Here is a 12622-nt window from a genome sequence, read left to right as displayed (position 1 = left end):
TGACCCGGGGCCCCACCGGTCCCGCGGGCACGGCGAAGCCCCCGGCGCCTTCGAAGGCGCCGGGGGCTTCCGCGGCAGAGAGGGGAAGGGGCTCAGCCCGTGTAGGGCTCGGCCTTGAGGATCTTCACCGAGGCCTTCTTGCCGTTCGGCAGTTCGTACTCCGCGTCCTCGCCGACCTTGTGCCCGATCACACCGGAGCCCAGCGGGGACTGCGGCGAGTAGGTCTCGATGTCGGCACTGGCGTACTCGCGCGAGGCCAGCAGGAAGGTCAGCGTGTCGTCCTCGTCACCGTCGAAGGCGATCGTCACGACCATGCCGGGCGCCACGGCCCCGTCGGCGGACGCCGGAGCCTCGCCGACCTGGGCGTTCTCGAGCAGCTGGGTCAGCTGGCGCACACGGAGCTCCTGCTTGCCCTGCTCCTCCTTGGCCGCGTGGTACCCGCCGTTCTCGCGCAGGTCGCCCTCCTCGCGCGCGGCCGCGATCTTGGCGGCGATCTCCGTGCGCGCAGGACCAGTAAGGTACTCAAGCTCGTCCTTGAGCTTGTTGTACGCCTCCTGGGTCAGCCAGGTGACGTTCTCGCTGGTCTGGGTCACAGGTGCTCCTCGTCGGTACTGGGAATACAAAGCATCGCCCTACCCAGAAGAATGTTCCCTCACGGAAGGGCGAAACCACGAGCCTAACAATTCAGGGCCCGCGAGGGGAGGACATAAGCCGTGAGACTTACGTCAACGCAGGTCAGCCCCTACGTATTCCGGATGACGCCACAGCGTCAGTCCGCGTGGCAGCCCACGAGCTCGGCCGTCGTCCCCCGCGATGTCGTACGCAGCGTGAGGACCTTGTCGATCCGCGTGGCGCGCTGGTCGAAACGGAAGTCGGCCCGGCCCACCTCGTCGCCGTCCGCGGCCTGCGAACGCAGCGTGCAGTAGCCGTGGGCGTCGGCGTCCTTGCGGACCTCCAGATGGATGCGCACGGCGTCGTCCGACGCCTGGAAGGTGATCACCTGGCCGCTGATCTCGTTCTGCCCGACGTAGTAGTAGGCGAAGTAGCCGACCAGGCCGAGCAGCAGGGCGCCCAGCACGAAGGCGGCGGTCCTGAGCCTGCGGTCGGCGCGCTCGTCCGCGGAGCGGCCGTAGCGGCCCTCGGGCAGCCGGGTGCTCGCCGTACTCATGATCGTCCTCTCGGGCAGCTGCGGGACCGGGTCCCACGGGGGCTACGGAGCCGGGGCCCCGGAATTATTCGCCCCCCGATTCGGTCACTATAGAAGCCCCCGCATGCCGTCCGACCGCCGCCCCGGGACGACGTCCCCTCGGGGCGGCACCCGATGAGAGCCCGCCGACACCGGGCACCGAGTTGACCATGAGGACTGAGCCTTGACTGACCAGCTGCGACTGATGGCCGTGCACGCGCACCCCGACGACGAGTCGAGCAAGGGCGCGGCCACCATGGCGAAGTACGTGTCCGAGGGGGTGGACGTGCTGGTCGTGACCTGCACGGGCGGAGAGCGCGGCTCCATCCTCAACCCCAAGCTCCAGGGCGACAAGTACGTCGAGGAGCACATCCACGAGGTGCGCAAGAAGGAGATGGACGAGGCCCGCGAGATCCTCGGTGTGAAGCAGGAGTGGCTCGGCTTCGTCGACTCCGGGCTGCCCGAGGGCGACCCGCTGCCACCGCTGCCCGAGGGCTGCTTCGCCCTGGAGGACGTCGACAAGGCGGCCGGGGAGCTGGTGCGCAGGATCCGCGCCTTCCGCCCCCAGGTGATCACCACCTACGACGAGAACGGCGGCTACCCGCACCCCGACCACATCATGACCCACAAGATCTCGATGGTGGCCTTCGAGGGCGCGGCGGACACCGAGAAGTACCCGGAGGACGAGTACGGCCCGGCGTACCAGCCGCTGAAGCTGTACTACAACCAGGGCTTCAACCGGCCCCGCACCGAGGCGCTGCACAAGGCGCTGCTGGACCGCGGCCTGGAGTCCCCCTACGGCGAGTGGCTCGAGCGGTGGAACAAGTCCGGCCACAAGGACCGCACGCTCACCACGCACGTCCCCTGCGCCGACTTCTTCGAGATCCGCGACAAGGCGCTGATCGCGCACGCCACCCAGATCGACCCCGACGGGGGCTGGTTCCGGGTGCCGATGGAGGTCCAGAAGGAGGTCTGGCCCACGGAGGAGTACGAGCTCGCCAAGTCCCTCGTGGACACCTCGCTCCCCGAGGACGACCTCTTTGCCGGCGTACGACAGCACTGAGGGACAATGCCTGACATGAGCGCAAGCGTGAGCCTGGCAATGACGCACCTCGTCCCTCTCGCGGAGGTCGACCAGAAGAAGGTGACCCCCGGCGTGCTCGGCTTCATCGTCTTCGCGGCGATGGCCCTGGCCGTGTGGGCCCTGATGAAGTCGATGAACCGCCACATGGGCAGGGTGGACTTCAAGGAGCCCCCCGAGCCCGAGGCGGGCACCACCCCCGCGTCCACCGAGGCCGGGCCGCGGCAGGTCTGACCGGCACCCCCGCCGGGGCCGGCCCGTCCGGCCCCGGCCCACAGGTGCCCCGGCCCACAGGTGCCCCGGCCCACGGGCGCCCCGGCCCACGGGCGTCCGGCGTACGGGCGACGGCTACTGGCGGGCCGGGACCGGCACGCCCATGACCTCCCGGGCCTGGCGGTCCGGGATCATGCCGAGCCGCCAGCCCTGCCAGCCCGCCTCCAGCTGGACGCCGCGTTCCAGCAGCAGCCGGTAGGCGCCGAGGTACCCCTCGAGCTTGCCGTCCCGCAGCGGGTGGCCGTCACGGGCGAGCCGGGCCAGCTCCTCCTGGGCCACCGCCGTGCCCACCTCCACCCCGCCGGCGGCCGCGTACGGCAGCAGGGTGCAGCGCAGGAAGCGCGCCCAGTCCTCGCCGCGGCGGTCGCCGTACGAGGCGAACAGGGCCAGCGCCTCGTCGCACAGGGCGAGCGCCTGCTGGGTGCGCGCGTTGCCCGCGTCCACCACGGCCAGCTCCAGGCAGGTCCACGCCTCGCCGTGCTCCACCCCGATCCGCTGGAAGTCGGCGCGGGCGTCCACCAGGAGCTGACGGGCGAAACCGGAGTTGCGCAGCGACCCCGTCTGCGCCGCCCGCTGGTCCCGGGTGACCCGCGCCGAGTGGTGCCGGGCGCAGGCCAGGCCGTACACGTCCCGGATCCGGGAGAACATCGTGCGGGCCCGCTCCAGCTCCCGCACCGCCGGGTCCAGCCCGCCGGTCTCCTCCAGCGCCTGGCCCAGGTGGTACAGCGTCCACGCCTCGCCGCGCGCGTCCTCGTTCTCCCGGTGCCGCGCCGCCGCCCGGCGCAGCGCCTCGGCCGCCTCCGAGGCGTCACCGGCCACCAGCCGCGCCCGCGCCAGCTGGGTCAGCGCCCACGCCTCGCCACGGGCGTCCCGGGTGCGGCCGTAGCGCTCCAGGGCCTGCCGCAGATCGGCCTCCGCGCGCTCCACGTCCCCCATCCGCAGCGCCAGCTGCCCCAGCTGGAAGTGCGCCCACGCCTCGCCGTGCACCGAGCCGCCCTTGCGGTGCAGGACCAGCGAGCCCGTCAGCAGCTCCAGGGCCTCCGCCGGACGGCCCCGGTCCCGCTCCACCGCCGCCAGCGCGTGCATCGTCCAGGCCCGGTCGGTCTCCAGCTCGGGCACCGACTGCAGCTGCAGGGCCTCCCGCAGCCTGGCCGCCGCCTCCGGGAGATTGCCCTGGTGGTGCAGGGTGATGCCGAGCGAGTTCAGGGCGCGGGCGGCGCCCGCGTCATGGTGCGCCTCCCGGTACAGGTCGACCACCGTCGTCAGCGTCGTACGCGCCTTGTCCAGCTCGCCCAGCTGCCGGGCCGCGATACCGGTGCGCCACTGCACCGACCGCACCAGCAGCCCCTGGTCCACGGCCTGGGTCAGCTCGCTGATCTCACCCAGCCGGTACAGGTCGCCGCGCAGCAGGCAGTAGTCGCACAGCGCGCCCAGCAGATTGAGCACGGCCGCCTGGTCGACGCCCTCGGCGTGCCGCAGCGCCGCCGTGATGAAGCTCGACTCGTCGTCCAGCCAGCGCAGCGCCTCGTCCAGCGAGGTGAAGCCGTGCGGGCTGAAACGGTCGGAGCGGGTGGAGTTGTTGCCGTCGACCAGCCGCAGCACCGAGTCGGCCAGCTCGGCGTAGTTCACGATCAGCCGTTCCTGCGCCGCCGCGCGCTCGGCGGGGTCCTCCTCGTCCAGCAGCCGGGCGCCCGCGAAGGCGCGCACCAGGTCGTGCATCCGGTACCGGTTGCCGCGCACGTGGTCGATCAGGCCCGCCCCGGCGAGCGCCACCAGATGCCGGCCGGCCTCGGCCTCGTCCGTGGCCAGCAGCGCGGCCGCCGCCGCGGTGCCCAGCGAGGCGCGCCCGGCCAGCGCCAGCCGCCGCAGCAGCCGCCGGGCCTGCTCCGACTGGTCGGTGTAGCGCAGCCACAGCGCCCTTTCCACCGGCTCCACCGGCCCGTACGCCGCCAGGTCCGCGGCCAGCGCGCGCGGCGAGCGCGGCCCGAGCGAGGAGCCCGCGACGCGCAGCGCCAGCGGCAGCCCGCCGCACAGCTCCCGGATCCGGTCCGCCGACTGCGCGTCGTACGGCTCGGACCGCTCCTGCGCGACCGCGCCGAGCAGCTCCTCCGCGCCCGCCGGCTCCAGCGCCTCCACCGGCAGCTGATGCACCCAGGCCGGCAGGTCGGCGGGCAGCTCGAGCGGCTCGCGGGCGGTCACCAGCACCAGGCTGTCGGACCGCTCGGGCACCAGGGCGCGCACCTGGCCGGGGTCCGAGGCGTCGTCCAGCACGATGGTGACCGGCAGACCGCTCAGATGCTGGTGGTACAGCTCGCCCAGCCGCTTGAGCTGCTGGTCGGCGGAGGAACGCTCGCGGAACAGCAGCTGCTCGCGGGGCGCGCCCAGCCGGTTCAGCAGGTGCAGCAGCGCGTCCCGGGTGGGCAGCGGCGGCTCCTGGGGACTGTCGCCGCGCAGGTCCACCACGACCGCGCCGCGGAACTGGTCCCTCAGATCGTGCGCCGCCCGTACCGCGAGGGTGGTGCGCCCGGAGCCGGGCGCCCCGTGCAGCACGACGACCGTGGGCCGGGTCCGGGTGCTGGCGCGGGCCGCCTGCACCCACTGCCGGATCCGCGCCAGCTCCTGCCGCCGCCCCGCGAACGCGCCGTCCGGATCGGGCAGTTGCCCGAAGGACTGCTCCAGCACACTGCGCCGGCGGGCCGCCGCGCTCTTGTCCGTGCCGCGCAGCAGGGGAGCGGACTTCTTCGGTGCGGCCGCCGCGCTGAGCAGGCGCTGCTGGTCCAGGAACGGGCGGATGCCGCGCACCTCCAGTGCCGTCAGCCACTCCAGGCGCAACTGTTCCACGCCGCCGGGCTGCCCGGCCGCGCCGGCGCGGTGGTGGGCCGCGGGAAGGTGCGCGGCGGTCACCTTCACCACGGTGGCCGCCGCGCCGACGACCCCCGCGGTGACGCCCGCGCCGACGGCGGTGCCCGCGTCCGTGCCCAGCGCCACGTCCGCGACCGCGGCGGCGACGGCGGCAACCCCCGCCACCAGCAGGGAGGTTCCCGCACCGGCGCGCGCGTAGCGCTGGGCGAAGCCGAGCTGCCCGGCCGCCGCCTCGTCCAGGGCGCGGACGTAGGCCTCGTACTCCTCCGCGGCGGGCCGGGCGAGGGTGTCCATGGCGCCGCGCGCCCGGGACAGCAGTACCGCGCCGTCCACCCGGCCGCCCGAGCGCCGGACCTCCTCCTCCACGGCCCGGGTCAGCAGCCGCTCGGCCTCCGCCCGATGGATGTCCCGCATGTCCCGTCCCCCTCCGGCGGCAACTGGCGTTGCCCCTCAGTGTCCTTCGGGCCGGGCGTGAACGCGAGAGGGCGACGATCAACCGCCGTGCGGGCCGCGGCGAGGACACGGACGGCGGGGCGCCGCCGCAGTGGTGGTCACGGCGGCCCGCGCCGCGGTGCCGTGCGCGGCGAGCTGTCCGTGCAGCGCGCACTGCTGGAGGTGGGGCCGGCGGATCCGCTAGCTAGCTACCGACCGCCGGGAGTACACCGGCCGTGCGCGCGTGACCCGCGCCGACCCGGCCCCGGCCCGCTGAGCGACGGCGAGCAGGACGGCTCGGCGGTTCGGCCCGGCCCGGTGCATACGCTGCCCCGTGGCGCATGGGCGGGCGTCGGCGGGTGCGCAAGGATGGGGGTATGTCCAATCGACTTGCCCAGGCCACGTCCCCGTACCTCCTCCAGCACGCGGACAACCCCGTCGACTGGTGGCCGTGGGAGGCCGGCGCGTTCGAAGAAGCCCGGCGGCGCGACGTCCCCGTGTTCTTGAGCGTCGGCTACAGCGCCTGTCACTGGTGTCACGTCATGGCGCACGAGTCCTTCGAGGACCCGGCCACCGCCGGCTTCCTCAACGACCACTTCGTCAGCGTCAAGGTGGACCGCGAGGAGCGCCCCGACGTCGACGCCGTCTACATGGAGGCCGTGCAGGCGGCCACCGGGCAGGGCGGGTGGCCGATGACCGTGTTCCTGACGCCCGAGGCCGAGCCGTTCTACTTCGGCACGTACTTCCCGCCCGTGCCCCGGCACGGCATGCCCTCCTTCCGGCAGGTGCTGGAAGGGGTCCGGCACGCCTGGGAGACCCGCCGGGAGGAGGTCGCCGACGTCGCCGGGAAGATCGTGCGCGACCTCGCCCAGCGGGAGATCGACTTCGGCGGCACGCGGCCCCCGGGCGAGGAGGAGCTGGCGCAGGCGCTGCTCGGGCTGACCCGCGAGTACGACGCGCAGCGCGGCGGATTCGGCGCGGCGCCCAAGTTCCCGCCGTCCATGGTGATCGAGTTCCTGCTGCGGCACCACGCCCGCACCGGCTCCGAGGGCGCCCTGGAGATGGCGCGGGACACCTGCGAGCGCATGGCCCGCGGCGGCATCTACGACCAGCTCGGCGGCGGCTTCGCGCGCTACTCCGTCGACCGCGACTGGGTGGTGCCGCACTTCGAGAAGATGCTGTACGACAACGCCCTGCTGTGCCGGGTCTACGCCCACCTGTGGCGTGCCACGGGTTCCGCCCTCGCCCGCCGGGTCGCGCTGGAGACCGCCGACTTCATGGTGCGTGAACTGCGCACGCGCGAGGGCGGTTTCGCCTCCGCGCTGGACGCGGACAGCGAGGAGGCGACGCCGGGCGGCGGCGGCCGCCATGCCGAGGGCGCCTACTACGTCTGGACTCCGGACCAGCTCAGGGAGGTCCTCGGCGAGCAGGACGCCGAACTCGCCGCCCGGTACTTCGGCGTGACCGAGGAGGGCACCTTCGAACAGGGCGCCTCCGTGCTGCAACTCCCGCGGCAGGACGTCGTGTTCGACGCGGACCGGATCGAGTCGGTGCGGCGCAGGCTGTTCGAGGCGCGGTGCGGGCGGCCCGCCCCGGGCCGGGACGACAAGGTCGTCGCCGCCTGGAACGGGCTGGCCGTCGCCGCGCTCGCCGAGACCGGCGCCTACTTCGACCGCCCCGACCTGGTGGAGGCCGCGACGGCCGCCGCCGACCTCCTGGTACGGCTGCACATGGACGAGCACGCCGGGCTGACCCGCACCAGCCGGGACGGCCGCGCCGGCGCCAACGCGGGTGTGCTGGAGGACTACGCCGATGTCGCCGAGGGCTTCCTCGCCCTGGCGTCCGTCACCGGCGAGGGCGTCTGGCTGGACTTCGCCGGGCTGCTCCTCGGCCATGTGCTCACCCGGTTCACCGACCCGGAGTCGGGCGCGCTGTACGACACGGCCGCCGACGCCGAGCGCCTCATCCGCCGGCCCCAGGACCCCACCGACAACGCCGCTCCCTCCGGCTGGTCGGCGGCGGCCGGCGCGCTGCTCGCCTACGCGGCCCACACCGGTTCCGAGCCCCATCGCACCGCCGCCGAGAAGGCGCTGGGCGTGGTGCGGGCGCTCGGGCCGCGCGTCCCGCGCTTCATCGGCTGGGGGCTGGCCGTCGCCGAGGCCGCGCTGGACGGCCCGCGCGAGGTCGCGGTGGTGGGCGAGTCGCTCACCGACGAGGCCGCCAGGACCCTGCACCGCACCGCCCTGCTGGGCACCGCGCCCGGCGCCGTCGTCGCCTACGGCACCGCGGGCAGCGACGAGTTCCCGCTGCTCACCGACCGCCCCCTCGTGCAGGGGGCGCCGACCGCCTACGTGTGCCGTGACTTCACGTGCGACGCCCCGACGACCGACCCCGAGCGGCTGCGCGCGGCGCTGAGCGGCTGAGCCGTCCAGCCGCGGCCGCGGCGGGGACGGCGACCGACGCGCGGCCGGCCGTGGCCCGCCGGCCGTCGGGGGCGGGCGGTCGGCCCCGGTGCGCCGGGCGGTGGGGGTGGGCCGTCAGCCGCGGTCCGCCGAGCCGTCGAGGGCGTGCCGCACGATCGCCTCCAGCTTCTCGTGGTGGGCGCCCTTCCAGTAGGCGCGACCGCAGTCGCGGCACTGGGCGAAGACGTCGTACGTGCGGTGCGTGCCCTGCTCGAGCCGGTCGGCGACCTCCTCCTTGGTGGCCTCGCGCAGCAGCCCGTTGCAGGCGGTGCAGCGGGTCCAGGGGCGCAGCTCGGGCCGGAAGCGGTCGAGGACGTCGCGCAGTTGCTCCTCGGGGCGGGTGCTGTAGACGTAGGCGCCCGCCCACAGTTCGCGGCGGCGCAGCAGACCGCGGTCGCGGCTGAGCATCACCCGCTTCTCGGCCGCCGAGCGGGCGGCGAGCGCCGGGTCGCCGATGTCGGTGGACTCGTACGCCGTGTCGACGCCGAGCAGGCGCAGCCGGCGGGCGAGGGTGCCGAGGTGCACGTCCAGCAGGAAGCGCAGCGGGGCGCCGGGGACGTGCTGGGGGCGGTCCACCGCGTGCACCCGTACGGTCTCGGCCGCGCGCGGGACGTGCGAGACCGGTACCTCGCGGCCGTCCACCACCAGCGCGCCCACCTCGGTCAGCGGCACCCCGAGGGACTCCACGACGTGGCCGAGGGTGGAGACGCCGTCGGTGGGCACCGGGGTGGCGCCCCGGCGCCGGGTGTGCGGGACGAACAGGTGCAGGCCGGGGGCGAAGTCCACCTGGATCTCAGGACCGTTCACCCGGTCAGGATGTCACGCGGGAGGGGCGGGGGCCTCAGGGTTTTGCCGTGGGCAGGCCGCGGCCCAGGATGTCCAGGGCCCGGTCCGCGAGGTCCGACAGCTCGCCCTGGTGGCCGTGCTCCGCCCAGTACATGTAGACCTCCATCAGGCCGCCGATGAGGGACATGGCGTAGACCCGCACCTCCAGGCCGTCGGGGTCGAGGCCGGTGCGCTCGCCGATGGCCTGGCGCAGCAGCCGGCCGGTGGCCGACATGCTCTCCATCATCCGCGAGCGGACCGCCGGCACCTCGACGCCCAGCCGGGTCCGCAGCCGGGTCACCTCCGGGTCCTCGGTCATCCCGAGGTCCAGCGCCCGGTGCAGCACGTGCCGCAGCGAGTCCGTCCACGGCTCGTCCGGGGGCCGCATCCGCAGCTCGTCGAGCATGGTGGTGTCGTACTCGTCGGTGAGGACGATGTCCTCCTTGGTGGGGAAGTACCGGAAGACGGTCGACGGCGAGACCTCGGCGCGCTCGGCGATCTGCTCGATCGTGGTGGCGTCGTACCCCTGTTCCTGGATCAGCGCGTACGTCGCCGCGCGGATCGCCTCCCGGGTCTTGATCTTCTTCCGTTCCCTCAGGCCGAGCGCGGGGCGCTCGGCGGGGGGCGTGCTGCGTGCGGCCGTCATGCAGTCATTGTCCGGCATCCGCCCGTGGCCTGACCATGACCGGAGCCTCGCCCTGCCCGGCGCCCTGCCCGCTGTCCTGCCCGGCGCCCTCCCCGGCGCTCTGCCCGTTCTCCGGACCGTTGCCCGGACCGTTGCCCGGACCGTTGCCCGGTCCGCTGTCCGGCCCGCTCTCGGGCTCGCGCGCACCGGCCGACGGCGCGGCCGGGGTGTTCGGCAGGAAGGCCGCCGCCAGCAGCGCGGCCACCAGGGCCGCCACCGCGCACACCAGCAGCACCAGGCCCATGCCGTGCACATAGGAGGCGTCGGCGGAGGCCGCCAGGCGCGCCGAGCCGGTCCGGGCGGCGACCAGGTGCGCGGCGACCACGGACTCCCCGGCCGTGTGCGCCGCGTCGCCGGGCAGCCCGGTGACGTCCAGCCGGTCCCGGAAGGCGCCCGCCAGCAGGCTGCCCAGCAGTGCGATGCCGATGGCGCCGCCGACCTGGCGCAGCGTCATCATCAGCCCGGAGCCGCTGCCGGCCCGGTCGGCGGGCAGCGCGGCCAGCGCCCCGTCCATGGCCGGTACGACGCAGAAGCCGAAGCCGACGCCCGCCACGGACAGCCACAGCGCGGTGAAGCCGTAGCCGGAGCCGGCCGTCGTACGGCTGCCCAGCAGCGCGGCGAAGGCGAGCACCACCAGGCCCGCGGTGACCACGGCCCGTGAACCGAACCGGGCGACGACCGGCTGCGCGCCCTTCGCCGCGATCAGCAGCCCGCCCATCATGGGCAGCAGCCGCAGACCGGTGCCGAGGGCGTCGTGCCCGAGGACGGCCTGGAGGTACGGCGGCAGGACGAACATCAGGCCGGACAGCACGAACATCACCAGGGTGGCGGCGCCGGTGTTGAGCAGGAATCCGCGCCGGCCCAGCAGCGCCATGTCGAGCATCGGCCGAGCCTCGCGCCGCTCCCGTACGACCAGCCCGGCCAGCAGGGCCGCGGCCACCGCGAACACGCCCACCACGAGCGGGTCACCCCAGCCGCGGTCGGGCGCCTCGATGATCGCGTAGACCAGTGCGCCGAGGCCGGTCGCGGTGAGCGCCGTGGACAGGACGTCCACCTTGGGGGAGGCCGGGTCGCGGGTCTCCGGGAGCAGGAAGACGCAGGCGGCGATGGACAGGGCGGCCATCGGCACGTTGATCAGGAAGACCGAGCCCCACCAGAAGTGGTCGAGCAGCCAGCCCCCGATGATCGGCCCGAGCGGCAGACCGAGCGCGGAGGCGGCCGAGATGACGCCGACGGCCTTGGTGCGCTCCTCGGGCCCGAACAGGGAGGGCAGCACGGACAGGGCGAGCGGCATGACCAGGGCGCCGCCGACGCCCATCACCGCACGGGCGGCGATCACGGCCGGGACGTCGTCGGCCAGCGCGCCGGTCAGGGACCCGGCCAGGAAGACGCCGAGTCCGGTCATGAGCATCAGGCGCCGCCCGAACCGGTCGCCGAGCAGTCCGGCCGGGAGCATCAGGGCGGCGAAGACGACGACATAGGCGTCCGCCATCCACTGCTGCCGGCCCGTACTGGCGCCGAGCTGCTCCGCCATGGTCGGCAGAGCCACGTTGAGGATCGTCATGTCGAACCCGAGCACCAGCATGCTCGCGACCAGGGCCCCGAGGGCCCACCAGCGGCGGGGGTCGGGCCCCGTCTTCCCGGACTGCGTGAGAGTAGCCATGAAATGAAAGTAACTCTCAAAACAGAGAGACTGTCAATCGGTGGTGCTCACCAGGCGTGCCGAGGCAACGCGAAACGGCCACGGCTCGTGTGAGCCGTGGCCGTCGGGGTGCGGGGTGCGGGGTGCGGGGTGGAGTGCCGGGCCGAGGGGAGCGGGGGCGGGCCGTGCGGGCCGGCGGCGGTCGCGTGCCGCCGGGCCGGCCGGCGGGCTACGCGTGCTGGTACGCCACCAGCGAGATGCCGACGTAGTGGACGACGAAGGCGGCCAGCGTGAAGGAGTGGAAGACCTCGTGGAAGCCGAACCAGCGCGGTGAGGGGTTGGGGCGCTTGATGCCGTAGACGACGCCGCCCACGCTGTAGAGCAGGCCGCCGGTGATCACCAGGATCAGCACGACGATGCCGCCCGCGTGCATGAAGTCCGGCAGGAAGAAGACGGCCGCCCAGCCCATCGCGATGTAGCACGGGGTGTAGAGCCAGCGCGGGGCGCCGACCCAGAAGACGCGGAAGACGATGCCGGCCGCGGCCGCCGCCCAGATGCCCCACAGCAGCCACTGGCCCTTCGCCCCCGGCAGGAGCAGCATCGTCAGCGGTGTGTACGTCCCCGCGATGATCAGGAAGATGTTCGCGTGGTCGAGCCGGCGCAGCAGACCGCCCGTGCGCGGCCCCCAGTTGCCCCGGTGGTACAGGGCGCTGACGCCGAACAGCAGGCAGGCGGTGAGGACGTAGATCCCGCAGGCGATGCGGCCGCGCGTGGAGTCGGCGAGCGCGGTCAGCACGAGGCCCGCGACGAGCACGGCCGGGAACATGCCCAGATGCAGCCAGCCGCGCAGCTTCGGCTTGACCGGATGAGGCAGGGAGAGCGCGGTCGGACCGCGGTCGGCGACCGGCGTGTCCAGCGGCGCGTCGGAGGCGGATGCAGTCATGGCCGCATGGTACCTACGCCCCCGTAAGTCGCGTGTGAAAGCGACCGGGTGATCGGCGTCAATCGCACACGGAGCAAAAAGATCTTCTCTCCGGTCCCAGGTGCGCGCAAAGAATCGCGGAAACCGTGGCGTTCCTCACGTCGCTCACCTGTGATGCCCTCTGGACAGATGCGCACTAAACTCGGATGATCAAATGAGTGCGGTCGGCACCGGATGAGCGGCTACGAAGCA

Annotated in this window: 10 protein-coding genes; 3 read left to right on the top strand and 7 right to left on the bottom strand. The window is 73.7% G+C overall.

Going from position 1 to position 12622, the window contains the following annotated elements:
- Window positions 1-92: 92 nt before the first annotated feature.
- Together greA and ACI2LW_RS01540 are read right to left on the bottom strand one after the other, a co-directional pair.
- Window positions 93-593 (bottom strand): transcription elongation factor GreA, encoded by a 501-nt coding sequence (greA, locus tag ACI2LW_RS01545; RefSeq protein WP_404729086.1) that lies wholly within the window; start codon window positions 591-593, stop codon window positions 93-95.
- Between the two features lie 176 nt (window positions 594-769).
- Complete coding sequence (locus ACI2LW_RS01540) at window positions 770-1168, bottom strand: DUF4307 domain-containing protein (protein ID WP_404729085.1); 399 nt, start codon at window positions 1166-1168, stop codon at window positions 770-772.
- Between the two features lie 202 nt (window positions 1169-1370).
- Here ACI2LW_RS01540 and mca point away from each other — a divergent pair, with 202 nt between their 5' ends.
- Both mca and ACI2LW_RS01530 read left to right on the top strand, forming a co-directional pair.
- A complete protein-coding gene (mca, locus tag ACI2LW_RS01535) occupies window positions 1371-2249 on the top strand; it encodes a mycothiol conjugate amidase Mca (protein WP_404729084.1) in 879 nt (292 codons plus the stop codon).
- 6 nt (window positions 2250-2255) lie between these two features.
- Complete coding sequence (locus tag ACI2LW_RS01530; RefSeq protein WP_404729083.1) at window positions 2256-2501, top strand: hypothetical protein; 246 nt, start codon at window positions 2256-2258, stop codon at window positions 2499-2501.
- A 114-nt stretch (window positions 2502-2615) separates the two neighbouring features.
- Here the strand turns inward: ACI2LW_RS01530 and ACI2LW_RS01525 are convergent, their stop codons facing one another.
- A complete protein-coding gene (locus tag ACI2LW_RS01525) occupies window positions 2616-5816 on the bottom strand; it encodes a tetratricopeptide repeat protein (protein ID WP_404729082.1) in 3201 nt (1066 codons plus the stop codon).
- A 395-nt stretch (window positions 5817-6211) separates the two neighbouring features.
- Here ACI2LW_RS01525 and ACI2LW_RS01520 point away from each other — a divergent pair, with 395 nt between their 5' ends.
- Window positions 6212-8257: a thioredoxin domain-containing protein gene (locus ACI2LW_RS01520; RefSeq protein WP_404729081.1), complete on the top strand. Its 2046-nt coding sequence runs from the start codon at window positions 6212-6214 to the stop codon at window positions 8255-8257.
- A 114-nt stretch (window positions 8258-8371) separates the two neighbouring features.
- Here the strand turns inward: ACI2LW_RS01520 and ACI2LW_RS01515 are convergent, their stop codons facing one another.
- The 4 genes from ACI2LW_RS01515 to ACI2LW_RS01500 all read right to left on the bottom strand — a co-directional run bounded on the left by ACI2LW_RS01515 (window position 8372) and on the right by ACI2LW_RS01500 (window position 12391).
- Complete coding sequence (locus tag ACI2LW_RS01515) at window positions 8372-9103, bottom strand: Mut7-C RNAse domain-containing protein (protein WP_404729080.1); 732 nt, start codon at window positions 9101-9103, stop codon at window positions 8372-8374.
- A 34-nt stretch (window positions 9104-9137) separates the two neighbouring features.
- The gene (locus ACI2LW_RS01510; RefSeq protein ID WP_404729079.1) at window positions 9138-9767 is read right to left on the bottom strand and encodes a TetR/AcrR family transcriptional regulator; all 630 of its coding nucleotides are present in this window, start codon (window positions 9765-9767) and stop codon (window positions 9138-9140) included.
- 4 nt (window positions 9768-9771) lie between these two features.
- A complete protein-coding gene (locus tag ACI2LW_RS01505; RefSeq protein WP_404729078.1) occupies window positions 9772-11469 on the bottom strand; it encodes an MFS transporter in 1698 nt (565 codons plus the stop codon).
- Between the two features lie 208 nt (window positions 11470-11677).
- Window positions 11678-12391 carry a hemolysin III family protein gene (locus ACI2LW_RS01500; protein ID WP_404729077.1) on the bottom strand — a complete coding sequence of 238 codons (714 nt, stop codon included), beginning with the start codon at window positions 12389-12391 and terminating at the stop codon, window positions 11678-11680.
- Between the last annotated feature and the right edge of the window lie 231 nt (window positions 12392-12622).

Origin of the sequence: Streptomyces sp. NPDC004065 (assembly GCF_044903565.1) — a bacterium.
Taxonomy (GTDB): Bacteria; Actinomycetota; Actinomycetes; order Streptomycetales; family Streptomycetaceae; genus Streptomyces.
The sequence above is the reverse complement of the archived record's forward strand: the minus strand, read 5'-3'. Positions and strand labels throughout refer to the sequence as shown.

Excerpts from the sequence above, each read along its gene's own strand:
- ACI2LW_RS01540 (WP_404729085.1), bottom strand. The coding sequence starts at position 1,168 with ATGAGTACGGCGAGCACCCGGCTGCCCGAGGGCCGCTACGGCCGCTCC.
- ACI2LW_RS01530 (WP_404729083.1), top strand. The coding sequence starts at position 2,256 with ATGCCTGACATGAGCGCAAGCGTGAGCCTGGCAATGACGCACCTCGTC.
- ACI2LW_RS01525 (WP_404729082.1), bottom strand. The coding sequence starts at position 5,816 with ATGCGGGACATCCATCGGGCGGAGGCCGAGCGGCTGCTGACCCGGGCC.
- ACI2LW_RS01520 (WP_404729081.1), top strand. The coding sequence starts at position 6,212 with ATGTCCAATCGACTTGCCCAGGCCACGTCCCCGTACCTCCTCCAGCAC.
- ACI2LW_RS01510 (WP_404729079.1), bottom strand. The coding sequence starts at position 9,767 with ATGACGGCCGCACGCAGCACGCCCCCCGCCGAGCGCCCCGCGCTCGGC.
- ACI2LW_RS01505 (WP_404729078.1), bottom strand. The coding sequence starts at position 11,469 with ATGGCTACTCTCACGCAGTCCGGGAAGACGGGGCCCGACCCCCGCCGC.
- ACI2LW_RS01500 (WP_404729077.1), bottom strand. The coding sequence starts at position 12,391 with ATGACTGCATCCGCCTCCGACGCGCCGCTGGACACGCCGGTCGCCGAC.